We start from the raw sequence: 14,898 nt of genomic DNA on the forward strand, positions 1-14,898 counted from the left end.
TGACCGGGAAGCGAGCCGTGACGGATGCACGACGGTGGGACCTCCGGCTGCGCTGTCCCCGTTGCGGCAACGCCATCGACGCGCTGGACTGTGCGGCTTGCGGATTTTCCATCGCGATGGACGATGGCATCGCCCACGCGCTGCTGCCGGAATCGGCCGCGCGCCTGGCCCGCTTCATCGCGGATTACGAGCGGATCAGGACGTCGGAAGGTCGCGGCAGCGAAAGCGAGGCGTTCTACCTCGCCCTGCCCTACCGCGACACCACGGCAAGGGATCGCGAGCAGTGGCGGATGCGTGCGCGCAGCTACGACTACATCGTGCGGCATCTGCTGGCAGGCAGTCGCGTGCTCGACCTCGGCGCGGGCAACGGCTGGATGAGTTATCGCCTGGCACTGGCCGGGTATCAGCCGGTCGCGGTCGACCTGCTCACCAACGATCGTGACGGGCTGGGCGCGGCCCGCCATTACCGGACGCGGCTGCGGACACTGTTCCCGCGCTTCCAGGCCGAGATGCGCCATCTGCCGTTCGCCGACGCGCAGTTCGACGTCGCGGTGTTCAACGCCTCGTTCCACTACGCCGAAGATGCCGAGGCCTGCCTGCGCGAAGCGCTGCGCTGCGTGAAGGTCGGCGGCATGCTGATCATCGCCGACACGCCGTGGTACGCCCGCGACGAAAGCGGCCGGCAGATGCTGGCCGAGCGCCGCGAATTCTTCCTGCGCCGTCATGGCGTCGCGGCGGACGCGATCGCCAGCCTGGGCTACCTCACCGACGAGCGTCTGCGCCACATGGCGGACGCGTTGTCGATCCGCTGGGAGGTCCATCGCCCGTGGTACGGCCCGCGCTGGGCGCTGCGCCCGCTCATCGCGAAACTTCGCGGCCGCCGCGAGCCTTCAAGGTTTCGGCTCTACGTCGCCCGCAAACCCGGCTGATGCCTGCGCTTCCGTGCACACGTGGCGGTACAGCGCCTCGAACAGTCGCGCGGTGCAGTCGGCGTCCTCCGCCAGCGCCCGGTGCTGCGCGGCCTCGGCCATGCGCTGGCGCCGCGGTTCGTCGGCAAGCAGCGCCCCGATCGCCTCGGCCAGCGCGCCCGCGTCACCGACCGGCACGCTGCACGCCGCCGCGGGCGACCACTCCACGAAGTGTCCGACCGCCGTGCCCACCGCCGGCACGCCGGCCACCGCGGCCTCCAGCAACACCAGCGGGCCGGCCTCGTGCAGCGACGACATCACCAGCAGGTCGGCCGCCTCCATCAGCGGACGCAGTTCGCGTTGCGTCCGGAATCCGAGGAAGTCGACGCAGTGTTCCAGTCCAAGCTGTTCGGCCAGCCGTTGCAGCTCGTCCTGCAAGGTGTCCACGCCGACGATCTCCATGTGGAACGCCAGCCCGGCGTTGCGTAGAACGGCCAGGGCCCGCAGCAGGGTCGGCTGGTCCTTCACCCGGTTGAGGCTGGCGACGTGGATCAGCCGCGCCGGCCCGCCGCGCCGCGCGCGCGGTGCGAGCGGCGGCCACGCCTGCAGGTCGACGCCGAGCGGCACGCGTTGCGCCTCGATGCCGAGCGCCCACAGTGCGTCGATGATCGGCGCGCTGGCGGCCGTGACGACATCGGCGGCGCGCAACACGCAGGCCTCGCGCAGGCGTCCCTTCCATTTTCGGCGTCCGCCGTAGTCGATCGCGTGCAGCGCGACCAGCTCGCCGCCGGCGACATGCACCAGGCTGGGCAGCCGCAGCAGCCTGGCCGCGGCCACCGCGACCAGGCTGCACGAACCGGAGAAGATCGCCTGGACCACGTCGAACGGCGCGCGGCGATGCTCGGCGCGGATCGCCGCGATCGCGCGCCATCGGGTCCAGCCGCTGCCGATGTTGTGGATGCTCGCGCCGGCGAGTTCCCAGCGACCCGGCGTGGCTTCCTGGTGCAGTGCGAAGACATGCACCTCGTGCGTGCGCGCCAGCCGTTCGATCAGCGCCAGCAAGGCCGGGATCACCCGGACCTCACCGCTGCGATCCACCCCGCCCGGCAGCACCAGGGCGAGTTTCACGACACGCTCCGGCGCCGCTCGGCGTGGACTTGCGCATAGGCATCGGCCCATTGCCGGCCCACCGCGGCGAACGACAGCGCGGCGTCGAAATGCGCGCGCACCTGCGCTGGCGATGGCCGGCTGGCGGCGGCAGCGACCAGCGCTTGGGCCAGTTGCGCCGCATCACCACAGGGCCACAAGTGGCCGATGCCACTGCCGCCGAGCAGCGCGCGGAAGGAGGGAATATCCGTGACCACCGGCGTGACGCCGCAGGCCAGCGCTTCGAGCACGGCGTAGCCGCAGCTCTCGGCGCGGCTGCCCGAGACGAACAGATCCGCCGCGCGCATCAGCCCCTCGACCTGCGCGTGCACCACCTTGCCCAGCAGATGCACGCGTCCGGCAAGCTGCGGATCGCGCGCGATGCGCGCCTGCACCTCGCCGAGCAGCGGCGCGCTGCCGAAGGCGCACCACAACTGCAGGTCGGGCAGTTGTCGCGCCGCCATCGACACACCGTCGAGCACGCTCAACGGGTCCTTGCCGGGATTCAGGTGGCCCACCCACAGCACGCAGGGATCACCCCGAAGACCTGTCTGTGCGCGCGCATCGGCGCGACTGCCCACGCTGAAGCGGCTGCTGGATTCGGGTATCGCGAAGTGGTGTGTGTGCGGACGGAACAGCCCGGCCCGGGTGAACGGTCGGGCCAGCTCGGGCGCGGTGAAGGCCACGCCGGCCAGCGCCGCATACCAGCGTCGCCACGGCGAACGGCGCCACCAGCGCGGCGGCCGATCGGCGTGGTCCTGCAGGATGATCGGCCGCCGCGGCAGGCATTGCGCGATCGCGAAGGCATCCTCGGCAAAGCCCAGGCTGTGCCCGTGCAGCACGTCGGCGTCGATGTCGCCGAGCAGGCTGGCGAAACGGCGGCCCCGGTTCGTCGCCGTTTCCAGTCCACGGATGTCGACGAAGTGATAGTCGATGCCGTTGCGGGTGATCAGGTCTTCCCGCGCCGCCGCCTGGACCACCGACACCCGGGTGCCGGCGCTGGCCGCCGCCTCGGCGACGTCCACCAGCGAGTGCCATTGCTCAAGCAGCTGGTTCGGTGCGAGGTCCTCGGGGGCCGGCAGGAAGTTGAGCTGCGCGACGTGCAGGGCCGCCATCGCTACGCGCCGGTGATTTGCGGCGTGCGCAGTTGCACGAAGCGATTGGCGATGTTGAGTTCCCACGGATGGTTGTAGCGCCGATGGCGATAACGCCACGACGCCATCGCGCTCAGGCTGCGCTTGGCCCAGTGGGGTGAACGCACATCCTGCACGGTGGGATAGCGGCAGCGCAGCACGGTGACGAAGTCGTAGATGCGCTGGCGCAGCTTGTCGCTGAGCCACGGCGCATCGGCATGGCAGGCGTAGTCCACCCAGCGACGTTGCGTCCATTCGTCCGGCGTGGAGGGAAACACCACCGGCTCGCCATGAAGGTCGAGCAGGGGCGCGGAAGGATGCTTGCCGCGCTCCTTTTCGTGCTTGCTGCCCTCCGGCAGCGGCGTGTAGATGTAGGTGATGATTTCCGAGGCGGGATTGATGCGTTTCAATTCGCGGATGAACTCGAACGTCAGTTCGGTTTCCTCTTCGGTGTTCACCGGCGGCGCCAGCATGAAGGAGAACTCGGGGATCACGCCGTGACGTCGACACAGCTCGGCCACCGCCAGGGTCTGGTCCGGCCGCGTGCCCTTGCGGATTTCCTTGAGCATCGCGCCGCTCGGTGACTCGGCGCCGATGTAGGCCATGCGCAACCGGCTCTTGCGCACCAGCTCCCAGGTGCTTTCGGAAAGCTTGAGCAGGGCATCGGCGCGTGCGAAACACCACCAGGGCATTTCGAGCCGGGCCATGATCTCGAGCAGCGGGATCATGTCCTGTTCGCGGTCGAAGAAGTTGTGGTCGTAGAACAGGATGGAATCGGCACCCAGCTCGTACTTGAGGTAATTCAGTTCGCGCTCCAGCCGCTCCGCCGGCGGCAGCGCGGTCGCGCCGCCGAACATCGCCGCCACGCCGCAGAACGTGCAGCGGAAGCGACAACCGATCGAGGCCTGGTGCACGGCGGTACGCCGGCCGAGAAAGGTGCTTGCCAGATACTTGTCCGGGTCGCCCAGCTTTTCATACGGCAGCACCAGCGCGGCATCGCCGTGCCGGAAGCTGCGATTGGGGTTGTGCACGACCTCGCCATCGCGGCGCCAGGACAAGCCACCGATCCTGGCCAGCGCCTCGTCGCCGCCGCCGCGGGCCAGCGCCGAGACCAGCTCGACCAGGCTTTCCTCGCCCTGCCCGCGCACCGCGTAGTCCACATAGGGCGCAGCCAGCGTGGTGTCGGTATACAGCGTGGGGAAGTAGCCGCCCCAGATGATCGACATCGACGGATGATGCTCGCGGATCGCCTTCGACACGGCGATCGCCGGCGCCAGCTGCGGGCCGCCCATGATGCCGATGCCGATGGCGTCGTAATGCTGTTTCCCGGCGGCGGCCAGGGTCGCGTTCACCAGGTCCCGATCAATGTTGCCGTCCACGATGTGGCTGTCGCCGAAGCGATCCAGTGCCGCGGCCAGGTTCAGCAGCGACAGCGGAAAGCGCGGACGCGTGGTGACCGTCGGGTTGACCAGCAGTGTATTGGGACGGTGAGTCATCGGACGTCTCGGGTATTCAAACCGGCCGCCGCAGCCGGAACACCAGCGCCACGGGAACCTCCAGCGCGGCGCGGTCGAAGCGCGCATCGGCGGGGATGTCGGCCGGATCGAGCATCGGCTCCAGCACCTGTTCGATGCGCAGCCCGAGCGCGGCGCAGGCCGCGTGCCAGTGGCTGTACAGGTGCTGGGTGTGCTGCACGGCGTAGTGCCGGCCGTCCGACTTGAAATCGCGCAGCCAGCCCAGCGCATGCCCGATCGGATGCACGTCGCTGCACAGCAGCGTGCCGCCGGGCCGGGTCACCCGGCACAGCTCGGCCAGCGCTCGCTGCAGGTCGTCGATATGGCCGACGACCAGGCCGCAGAGGGTCAGGTTCGCCCGCGCGTCCGGCACGGGCAGCGCCGCCAGGCTGCCCTGGATCAGGTCGACGTCCGCGGCGGCCTGCAACGCGGCCAGCTCCGCGTCGGCGCGCGCGAGCATCGGCGCCGACAGGTCCACGCCGATCACGCGCGCCGCGCCGCGGCGCAGCGCGTGCAGCATGTAGCGCCCGCTGCCGCAGCCGACATCGAGCACGGCCGCTCCATGCAGCGTGTCCGGCATCAGCGCGAGCATGGCGCGCTCCTCCGCCCGCATCACCGGGTTGTGGGCGCGGGCGGGATAGCTGGATGCCCACAGCGCATACGCCTCGGCCGGCATCAGCATCGAAGGACGCGGCCGCATGGCTAGCCGGCCTCCATGACGAGGTCGCGCGCGCGGTGGGCGGCCGCCAGTTCGAGGCCGGGTTCGAGCGCCACCAGCGCCGCTTCGGCCAGCGGTTTGGCCAGCAGCTTCGGCTTGCCGTCCAGCGTCACCGGCACGGTTTCCATGCCGGCAACGTCGAACCATTCGGCGAAATCCGGATCGGCGATGCGCGGCACGCCGTGGCGCACCACCGCGCGGATCTCGCTGCGCCCGATGCCGACCAGGCCGCAGCGTTCGTCGCCGCCGCGATCCTCGACGATCACCAGGTCCGCCGGCGTTCCCGCTGCCAGGCTGCCACTCGAAGGCAAGCGCAGGATGCGCGCGGCGTGGCTGGTGACCAGGCCGAGCAACTGCTCGGGACTCAGCTCGCCGCGAACGGCGATGCCGCGCATTTCGTCGAGCAGGTCGCGGGCGCCGCTGAGCCGCGAGTCGCTGCCCAGCGCAAGCCGGCCCGCCGCGCACAGCCGTCGCGGGTCCAGCGAGCGGCCGAGCAGGTTGCGATTGCTGGTCGGACACCAGACCACCGCCGCGTCGCGCTCGATCACCCGGTCGATGTCCTGCTCGCCCAGGCCGACGCCGTGGACCAGCACGCTGTTCGCCGCCAGGCAGCCCATCTCGTCGAGCCGGGCCAGCTCCGCCTGCGCGATCGCGTCGGTGCCCTCGGCCAGGTGGATCAGCCAGGGTCGGTCGGCGGGCGTGGCGGCGAAGCTCGGTTGCACCGGCGGACCGTAATCGGGCCAGCCCAGCGCGTAGCTCCAGCCGTAGTTGCGCAACAGCGTCACCGGAAAATTCGACTCGTCCAGCACCGGATGCCAGGGATCGTGATGCACCACGCAGGTGCTGCCGGCGAGCAGGTTCTTCAGCGCGCCGTGGCGCAGCCGCAAGGCCTTCGGCACCTGCAGCGCGGCGACCACCGCCGGCTCCGCGAAATGCTCACGGAAGGCGGCGATCCAGGCATAGCTGTTGGGGAACGGTGCGCGGGATGGCAGCGGCGGCACCGCGTTGACGTGCAGATGCTCGTGCGCGTTAATCAGGCCGGGAAAGACCAGGTGGTCGCGCAGGTCGATCCGGTACGCCCGCGCCGCCAGCGAGGAACCGATCCGCCCGGCGCGGATCGGCAGCGGCACGCGCGAGCTGGCCTGTGCCGTGACCGAAACGGCCCGGCACAGGCTGACGTCCATCGCGGCCTGCAGGAAGTCCATGCGCTCAGCGCCGCCGCATCACGATCAGGAAATGGTCGCCCATGTCGCGCAGCAGCGGCAGCGCGCCCAGGCGATCGTCGAGCCGGCCCAGCCGTTCGTACCAGCGGCGCCGGCGACGGTAGTAGTCCACCAGGTACGGCGGCGGCATGAACAGGCTCAGCGCGCGATAGCCCTCCAGCGAAAAGTGTTCGGCAAACGCGCGATAGAACTCGCGCGGCAGGTAGTAGCGGGTCCAGATCGTGTGACGGTTCATGCCCACCGCCGTCGCGCCCCGCGCGGCGCGCACGCCGGCGCGCCGGAAGCGGCCGCGCAGCGCGTAGTGCCCCAGCTCCCACGGACAGATCCGGCCCATCACCGAAAACACCAGGCTGCCGCCGGGGCGCAGCAGGCGCGCGCATTCGGCCGCGACGGCGGCGAGGTCCGGCGCGCAGTTCAGCGGGCCGAAGTTCGAGTAGATGCCGTCGAACTCGCCCTCGAGCCGATCGAGCTGCTGCACGCCCAGATGCATGGCCGTGACGCGCGACTGCAGCGCCGCTGCCGCCGCCCGTGCCCGCGCCCGCTCGACCATCAGCGGCGACCAGTCGGTGGCGACGACGTGGAAGCCGCGCCGGGCGAATTCGAGCGCGTCGATACCGGTGCCGCAGCCCAGGTCGAGCAGGCGTGCGCCCGGCGGCGCCGCGCTGTGCACGGCGTCCCACAGGGTCAGCCGCATGCGCTGGATCAGCTCGTTGTTGCCGCGCGGCCCGTCATAGTCGGCGGCCACGCTGTCGAACGCCCGCTGCGTATCGAGCAGTTGCGCCTCGTCCGGCGGCGCGCGCCGCGGAGGCTGGCGGACACTTCCGGCAGGTGCCTCGCGCCGCCCTGTTTCCAGCTTGTGCCATCCGCGCATATCGAACCCACTCCGTTCCACCGTGATGCAGCCGTCCATTCGCCACGCCATCCGCGCACCCGTCACGGAGCGGTCCCGGCAACTTCATGGAGCTGATCCGTGAGTGCCGGCCAGCGCCGTTTTGGTTGAATGGCGCCGGCGCCGGATGCATCGCCCGCGTCAGGCGGGCCGCCGCCTTCGTGCCATCACCACGGTCACGAAGGCGCCCAGGAACAGGCCCAGCAGGAGGCCGATGCCCCAGGTCAGTTCGGGATTGGGAAACGCCTGCTTGTCGGGCACGTAGGCTGGCCACATCATCGACGTGCTGTAGGTGTAGGTGGGCCCGAGACGCTCCAGCAGATCGATGCGCCCTGCCCGCAGGCCGCGGATCTCTTCGTTCTTGTTGGCCAGCAGCAGGCTGGCCAGCATCGGGTTCTGCACGTCCTTGCTGTCCGCCCCGCCCTGGTTTCCCGGCATCGCCGCCTGCCGGTAGCGGGCCTGGTCGGCCAGCGCCGTCTGCAGGTCGGCCTCGAGCTGGCTGAGGCGCGCCCGCGCCGCCTTCAACGGCACCTCCTCGAGTTGCCGATGGACCTCGCTGAGCCGGGCGACCGTCGCGTTGGCCAGTTCGACCGCCTGCTGGCGCGAATACGCCCGCACCGTGAGGCGGATCAGCGGGCCGGCATAGGGCATCGGCTCCAGCTTCAGGCTGTTGCGATAGAGCCTGGCCACCGGCGAGGTGTCGGCATAGCCAGCGCTTTTCAGGATCTCGTTTTCGAACGGCACCCGTTCCAGCCGCTCGATCACCCGCAGCAGCGGCTCGACCTTCGGATCCTGGCCGGACATGACCTGCCCGACCTGGCCGATCTGGATCCACGCGGTCGCCTGCCATTGCCGTTTCACCGTGTGCGCGAAGACGTAGGTGCAGGCCAGGGTCAGCAGCAGCACCCCGACGAACCACATCCAGCCACGGGTGAAGATCCGCCACAGATCGATCAGATAGATTTCGTCTTGTTCCATGGTTCTGCGCTCAGCGGGAAGAGGAAGGGAAAGGGGTGTGCGCGGTCGTCGCGGGCACCGGTTCGGGCGACCGCCGGTTCGGCAGCCACGCGGCGAAAACCTGCAGGACCAGGCACAGGCCTATGAAGCCGGCGTTCGTCCACGTGTAGGCCTGCGGCGCGAACGGCGCCATCACGCAGACGTAGGAAACCCGCAGGAAGATCAGCAGGGAAAACAGCGGCACCGTGGGGCGCAGGCGCTGCACGCTCCACAGCAGCATCGCGTACAGCCCCACGATGGAAACCACCGCGCCGAACGGGCCGAGCGCCATCAGGAACGGGAAGAACTCCGTGCCCACGTTGATGTTCGACGCATCCAGCGGGATCGTCGTGCCGGCCGTCGCGACCGAACCGCTCAGCGGCACGACCTGGTGGATCAGGAAGTCGGCGTTGACGTACCCCTTGGCCAGGATCGCGCTGAAGTTGTAAGGCCCGGCGCTGACGTAGAGCAGCAGCCACTTGATTCCTTCCGGCGCCGCGCGGTACATCGCGCCGAACGGCAGGGTGACGTGATCCAGCGGCCCCGAGCGCAGCATGCCGAGAACCGAGAAGACGCTGACGCCGACGAAGCCCAGCAGGCCGACGGCCTTCCACGGCAGGGGCCTGGCCTCGTCCCGCCGCAGCATGATCAGCAGCGCAAACGCGAACACCGTGGCGAACACCCGGTTGCGATCGATCACCAGCACCGGGAACAGGAAGCCGACGGCGATCAGCGTGTTGCGCAGCCAGCGATTCCTTGCGCACAGCAGCCCGATCGGCGGCAGCACCCAGCACATGTCCGACACGTGCCGGATGTGTTCGTGGCCGCCTTCCATCACCGCGTAGGCCGACGGATTGTTGAACAGCGGGATCGGGAACAGCGCCAGGTCGAGCAGGCAGAAGGCGGCGACCAGCCCGGCCAGGACCAGCGCCACGAAGGCATCGCGCGTGCCGCCGTAGCGGCGGGCGCGGAACCGCGCGGCCGGCGGAATCCTGACCCCTGCCTGCACGTCGAACAGCAGGATCGCCGCAGCCATCACCGCCAGCAGCAGCACGCCCGGCAGGTAGTCGAGCGGAAGCTCGTAGGTGAACAGCGTCACCGCGCAGGCCAGCAGCAGCGGCAGCGCGAGATAGGCCGAGGGCAGGCACACCAGGCGTTTCATGTCGCCTCCGCGCGGTGGTCCGCCGAGGGCGACGCCAGCCTCGACATCGCGGCCAGCCAGGCATACGCCAGCAGGTGGGCGGCCACCGGCAACGGCTGCCGCTGGAGGAACGAGATCTTGGCCCCGATGTAGTGCGACTGCGCCTGCAGCAGGGTCTTGTACGGTTCGTCGAACAGGCAGGCCCGGCGCTGCGCCACCTGCCGCGACTCGGCCAGGTTGGCGATCCGGGTCGCGGTGTGTCGCGTCTTGCTCAGGTTTGCGCCGTGGATGCGGTAGGCGCAGACGCTGACGTCGATGAAGCCCAGCGCATCGGCCGCGGCCAGGCGCAGGAACAGATCCCAGTCCTCGATGCGCAGGCCTTCGCTCCAGCGGTCGACGGTGTCCAGCGCGCTTCGTCGCATCAGCGCCACCGGCCCGCCGATGGCCCAGTGGCTGATGATGGCGCGGCGGATGCCGTCATCGGATCGATACAGCCGCTTGTCGGCACGATGCAGCACGCGCATGCCGCTGTCGTGCATCCGGTTGCCATGCTGGTCGACGACGATCGAGTCACCGATCACCGCGCCCTTGTCCGGATGCGCCAGCAGGTAGCGCATCTGGGCGTCGAGTCCGCCGGGCAGCAGGTAGTCGTCGCTGGCGCCCGGGCGCAGGAAGTCGCCGTTGGCGCGCGCCGCCAGTTCGTTCAGCGTCGCCGCGATGCCGCGGTTCTCCCGTCGCACGTACTCGATCGGGATGTCCATGCAATGCATCGCCACCCAGTCGGCGATGCGTTCGGCGGTGCGGTCGGTGGAGCCGTCGTCGATAACGATGAGCTCCTTGGCCGGATACGGATCTTCCAGCACGCTGTCCAGGCAGCGCTGCACGAAGCGCTCGTGGTTGAACGCCGGTATCAGCACGGACACCAGCGGCATCGCCGCCACGTCCCTCGGCACGTCGCCGTCCATCATCGCAGCCCTCCCAGGTAGCGCCGGGCCACCAGCAGGTTGAAGCCCAGATACAGCAGGTAGTTGAGCGCGAACGCATACATCGCGCCGACCAGGCCGAAGCGCGCGGCAAGCACCCAGACCAGCACGACATAGCTGGCGGCGAACACGCATTCGGAAACGACGAACAGCTTCGTCATCGCCTTGGCCAGCATCAGGTAGGAAAGGATGAAGGAGGCGATCTTGATCACGTCGCCGACCAGCTGCGGGCCGTACAGCGCGTTGGCGGCGGCGAAGTCCGGCGTGAACAGCAGCCGCGTCACCCATTCCCGCAGCGCGTAGACCGCCGCCGCCAGCACGACGACCGCCGGCAGCAGGATGCGGCAGGCGGTGCGCAGTTCGGCCAGCAGGGCCGCCCGCTCGTGCGTCGACGCCAGCCTGGGCAGGTAATGGATGTTGATCGCCGTGGTGAAGAACAGCAGGTAGGCGTCCGACACCTTGCTCACGGCCTGCCAATAGCCGACCGGCTCCCAGCCGAACTGCAGCGCCAGGTGATCGCGCACCGCGATGTTGACCAGCGGCGGCAGCAGGGCGGAGCTGAGCGTCATCACCGAGAACGTGGCCAGCCGCAAGCTCATCTCGCGGTCGTAGCGCAGCCGCAGCATGCCGCGGCGGAAGTACGAGCTGCGCCACCACGCCGGCAGGCCCACCAGCAGCCACGACAACTGGCCCAGCACCAGCGCCAGCAGCGCACCATGCAGGTGCTGCCAGCGCGCCAGCCAGACCATCATCACGATGCCGATGAGCGAGCCGCTGACCTGGATGAAGGCCAGCCGGCGCACGTCCATGAAGCCGTTGACCACCGCGAGGAGGTAGTTGAGCAGCGCAATGCCGAGCTGGGCGACGGCGAGCACGCGGATCAGCCCGGCGTACTGCGGATCGCCCAGCAGCCATGTCGCGAGCTGCCGGCTGAGCAGCAGCGCCACGCCACCCATCAGGCAGGACGCGCAGAACGCGTAGCACAGCGCGGCGGACAGCAGGCGCGACAGCCGCTGCGGATCGTCGCGGTACTCGGCGACATGTTTCACGATGGCCGCGCCGATGCCGCCGCCGGCCAGCACCGCCAGCAGCGACATCAGGCTCATGAACTGGCCGAGCTTGCCCACGCCCTCGGGCCCGGCGAACCACGCCACCAGCTTGATCGCCACCAGCCCGGCGAGCAGCCGCGCCGCGGTGGCGATGCTGGTGTAGAAACCGGTGCGGACGATGTTCATGCGCCGCGCCCGAACGCGTTGCAGGCGTCGATCACGCGATCCACGTCGTCATCGCGCAAGGTCGGTCCCATCGGCAGGCTCAGCACTTCCCCGCACAGCCGCTCGGTCAGCGGCAGGTGGACGTGCTGCAACGACGGGTACGCAGGCTGCCGATGCACCGGCACCGGATAGTGCACCAGGGTCTGGATGCCCCGCGCGCGCAGATGCCGCTGCAACGCATCGCGCTGCGCGCTGCGCAACACGAACAGGTGCCAGGCGTGCTGTTCCCCGCGAACCACGTGCGGCAGCCGGATCTGCGGATGGTGGATGCCATCGCGATAGCGACGCGCCACGCGGCGGCGCCACGCCACGTCCGCATCGAGATGCTTCAGCTTCACCCGCAGCATGGCCGCCTGCATTTCGTCGAGGCGCGAGTTCACGCCCTGGTAGAGGTGGCGGTATTTCACGTCGGAGCCGTAGTTGCGCAGCGCCGCGATCCGTCGCGCCAGCGCGTCGTCGTCGGTCACCACCGCGCCGCCGTCGCCCAGCGCGCCGAGGTTCTTGGCCGGGAAGAAGCTGAAGGCCGCGGCGTCGCCGAACGCGCCGGCCCGGCAGCCGTCGCGCATCGCGCCGTGGGCCTGCGCCGCATCCTCGATCAGCAGCAGCCCGTGCTGCCTGGCCAGCGCCCGCAGCGCCGGCATGTCGGCCAGCTGGCCATACAGATGCACCGCCATGATCGCCCGCGTGCGCGGACCGATCGCCGCTGCCACGCAGGCCGGATCGATATTGAACGTCGCCGCGTCCGGCTCCACCGGCACCGGCACCAGCCGGTTCTCGCTGATCGCCAGGAAGCTGGCGATGAAGGTGTTGCCGGGCACGATGACCTCGTCGCCCTCGGCGAGCAGGCCGAGTTCCCGGTAGCCGCGCAAGATCAGCGACAACGCATCCAGCCCGTTGCCCGTGCCCACGGCATGGCGCAGGCCGCACCAGGCGGCGAACTCCCGCTCGAACGCCGCCAGCTCCTCGCCCAGCACATACCAGCCCGAATCGATGACGCGCGCCGCCGCGGCCTTCAGCTCGTCGGCGTAACGCGCATTGACCTCGCCGAGATCCAGGAACGGTACGTCGACCCGGCGGGTATCCGCGATGGCGTCCATCACAGCGGCCACTCGTAGACATCGTGCACGATGGCGCGTGCGCCGAAATATTCCTTCTGCGTGACCAGCCCGCCGTTGAGCACGGTGCCGGCCTGCTCGGTGGAGACACCGAAGGAAAAGTGATGCCGGTCCGCATACGTGTCGCCGATCAGCGCGGCGAGCAGGAAGCTGAGCGCATCGAGCGGTCGCCCCTGCTCCGAGGCGGCCAAGTACTGGGTATGCACCACGCGGCCAAAATCGTAGACCAGGGCGCCGGCCAGCAGCACGCCCTGCCTGCGCGCCTCGTGCAGCACGATCTGCCCGGGGAAGCGCGCCTGCAGCAGGCGCAGCTCCGCCAGACTGTGGGTCGGTGCGACGTGGTGCCTGTCCAGCACCTCCACCAGCAAGGCGTGGAAGTCGGCCGGATCGGCGCCGACCTGCAGGTCGATGCCTGCCCGTGCCGCCTTCCTGACCGAACGCCGGCGCGCCTCGGTAAACCGGAACGGCTCCCGCAGCGCGATCACCGACGACAGGTCGCGACGGATCAGCCGCGCGCCCATGCGCTGCAGCGCGTACAGATCCTCCTCGGCCGGATACGCATGGAACACATGGGGCACCGCCTTGTAGACGATGCGCTCCACGCCGAGCGCGCGATAGTGCCCGGCGATCTGCCCGAACACGGCCAGCGTCGCTTCGGCGCGCAGGGCCTGGCTGCTGATCAGCCCGGCGTAGGTGAGGCCGCCGTGGCTGGTCGCCAGCTTGCCCGCGAGGTTCGCCGGAAACACCGCCACGACTTCGCCATCGCGCTCGACCAGCAGGGAGCCATCGACGAAGCGGTCGGCGTGATAGTCCATGTAGCCGCGCCGATGCAGCAGGTTGCCGTTGCGCGAGCGCGCCACCAGCGCATCCCAGGCGCTCGCGTCGGTCGATGCATAGGGCCTGATGGTGAGCATCACGCGCCACCCTCGACAGGGGACAGGCGCGCCTCGGCCACGCCAAAGCCATCCACGCCCATGTCGTTGCCGTTGTAGAACATCAGCAGCTTGTCGCGCTGGCGGATCAGCGCGGGATAGCAGAGGGTGCGCGAGTCCCAGCCGCTGGCGGAAAGCGTGAGGCCCAGCGACTCGTCATGGCGTTCCCAGTGGATGCCGTCGTCGCTGCAGGCCACGCCGGGAAAATATTCGCCGGTGAGGTTGCCCCGCGTGAAGTACATGAGGTATCTGCCGCCGAGCCGATAGACGCGCGGCCGACCGATCCGGTACTCGCTGCCGCGCGGCAGCAGGCAGACCTGGTCTTCGCGGGGCATCGCGCGGAGATCATCCGTCTCCGCATGGCGGATGTGGTAGCGCGGAAACGGCTGGCCGCCGATGATTTCCCAGTCGTCGCCCACCGCATACCACAGCCGCCAGCGACCGTTCTCGTGGATGGCCGCATGCACCGCGCCGATGGTGCTGCGACCGGGCGCCCGATCCAGGATCGGCGTTTCCTGCACGCGCCAAAAGTGATCGCCGCCGTCGGTCGAGACAGCCAGGCCGGTGAAGGCCAGGAACTTGGCCCGCGCCACGCGCTGGAAGCCGACGTAGAACATGTGCAGGCCGCCCGGCGCGTCGACCACGTCGCCCAGGATCATCCCGTTGTCGTCGAAGCAGCCGGGGCGGCCGATGTCGAGCACCGGTTCGGCGCCGACCCGCACGATCGTCGCCGGATCGTCCGCCCGCACGTCGACGTGGCCGATGCGGCTGACGCCTTCGTCGTCGCGAAACCCCGCGTAGACGCGGATGGTCTCGTCGTCGAGGCGATACGGCGTGGGCGTGAGCGCGGAGTGGCGCATCCAGCCGCCCACGCCCTGTCGCGCGGTTTCGAACACCAGCCCCTTTTTCCTCCACGCGTACATGCG

The 14,898-nt window shown here is 69.5% G+C and carries 14 protein-coding genes; 1 reads left to right on the forward strand and 13 read right to left on the reverse strand.

All coding sequences use genetic code 11. The features are described from left to right. Positions 1-17: 17 nt before the first annotated feature. Entirely contained in the window at positions 18-929 is a 912-nt protein-coding gene (locus I6J77_RS14170) for a bifunctional 2-polyprenyl-6-hydroxyphenol methylase/3-demethylubiquinol 3-O-methyltransferase UbiG (protein ID WP_239309008.1), read from the forward strand. On the opposite strand, the gene I6J77_RS14175 is transcribed toward I6J77_RS14170, so the two are convergent. The 13 genes from I6J77_RS14175 to I6J77_RS14235 all read right to left on the reverse strand — a co-directional run bounded on the left by I6J77_RS14175 (position 891) and on the right by I6J77_RS14235 (position 14,895). Continuing rightward, on the reverse strand, positions 891-2,036 hold the full coding sequence (locus I6J77_RS14175; protein WP_204109496.1) for a glycosyltransferase family 4 protein: 1,146 nt from the start codon (positions 2,034-2,036) through the stop codon (positions 891-893). The genes I6J77_RS14170 and I6J77_RS14175 overlap by 39 nt on opposite strands. Then, entirely contained in the window at positions 2,033-3,169 is a 1,137-nt protein-coding gene (locus I6J77_RS14180) for a glycosyltransferase family 4 protein (RefSeq protein ID WP_204109497.1), read from the reverse strand. Before I6J77_RS14180 ends, I6J77_RS14175 begins: the two co-directional genes overlap by 4 nt. Before the next feature lie 2 nt (positions 3,170-3,171). Beyond that, complete coding sequence (locus tag I6J77_RS14185) at positions 3,172-4,683, reverse strand: radical SAM protein (protein ID WP_204109498.1); 1,512 nt, start codon at positions 4,681-4,683, stop codon at positions 3,172-3,174. A 16-nt stretch (positions 4,684-4,699) separates the two neighbouring features. Further along, complete coding sequence (locus I6J77_RS14190) at positions 4,700-5,401, reverse strand: class I SAM-dependent methyltransferase (RefSeq protein ID WP_204109499.1); 702 nt, start codon at positions 5,399-5,401, stop codon at positions 4,700-4,702. 2 nt (positions 5,402-5,403) lie between these two features. After that, positions 5,404-6,603: an amidohydrolase family protein gene (locus I6J77_RS14195; RefSeq protein ID WP_239309289.1), complete on the reverse strand. Its 1,200-nt coding sequence runs from the start codon at positions 6,601-6,603 to the stop codon at positions 5,404-5,406. Positions 6,604-6,628: 25 nt separating this feature from the next. Then, positions 6,629-7,513, reverse strand: coding sequence for a class I SAM-dependent methyltransferase (locus I6J77_RS14200; RefSeq protein ID WP_204109501.1), 885 nt, complete (start codon positions 7,511-7,513; stop codon positions 6,629-6,631). Positions 7,514-7,672: 159 nt separating this feature from the next. Then, a complete protein-coding gene (locus I6J77_RS14205) occupies positions 7,673-8,509 on the reverse strand; it encodes a Wzz/FepE/Etk N-terminal domain-containing protein (protein ID WP_204109502.1) in 837 nt (278 codons plus the stop codon). A 10-nt stretch (positions 8,510-8,519) separates the two neighbouring features. Beyond that, on the reverse strand, positions 8,520-9,689 hold the full coding sequence (locus I6J77_RS14210) for a hypothetical protein (RefSeq protein ID WP_204109503.1): 1,170 nt from the start codon (positions 9,687-9,689) through the stop codon (positions 8,520-8,522). Continuing rightward, on the reverse strand, positions 9,686-10,633 hold the full coding sequence (locus tag I6J77_RS14215; RefSeq protein ID WP_204111500.1) for a glycosyltransferase: 948 nt from the start codon (positions 10,631-10,633) through the stop codon (positions 9,686-9,688). The genes I6J77_RS14210 and I6J77_RS14215 overlap by 4 nt, the downstream gene beginning before the upstream one ends. Next, positions 10,633-11,886, reverse strand: coding sequence for an O-antigen translocase (locus I6J77_RS14220; RefSeq protein ID WP_204109504.1), 1,254 nt, complete (start codon positions 11,884-11,886; stop codon positions 10,633-10,635). Before I6J77_RS14220 ends, I6J77_RS14215 begins: the two co-directional genes overlap by 1 nt. After that, a complete protein-coding gene (locus I6J77_RS14225; RefSeq protein ID WP_204109505.1) occupies positions 11,883-13,022 on the reverse strand; it encodes a DegT/DnrJ/EryC1/StrS aminotransferase family protein in 1,140 nt (379 codons plus the stop codon). The genes I6J77_RS14220 and I6J77_RS14225 overlap by 4 nt, the downstream gene beginning before the upstream one ends. Continuing rightward, on the reverse strand, positions 13,022-13,954 hold the full coding sequence (locus I6J77_RS14230; RefSeq protein ID WP_204109506.1) for a GNAT family N-acetyltransferase: 933 nt from the start codon (positions 13,952-13,954) through the stop codon (positions 13,022-13,024). Before I6J77_RS14230 ends, I6J77_RS14225 begins: the two co-directional genes overlap by 1 nt. Further along, entirely contained in the window at positions 13,954-14,895 is a 942-nt protein-coding gene (locus I6J77_RS14235) for a hypothetical protein (protein ID WP_204109507.1), read from the reverse strand. Before I6J77_RS14235 ends, I6J77_RS14230 begins: the two co-directional genes overlap by 1 nt. Between the last annotated feature and the right edge of the window lie 3 nt (positions 14,896-14,898).

The organism is Rhodanobacter sp. FDAARGOS 1247, assembly GCF_016889805.1.
Taxonomy (GTDB): domain Bacteria; phylum Pseudomonadota; class Gammaproteobacteria; order Xanthomonadales; family Rhodanobacteraceae; genus Rhodanobacter.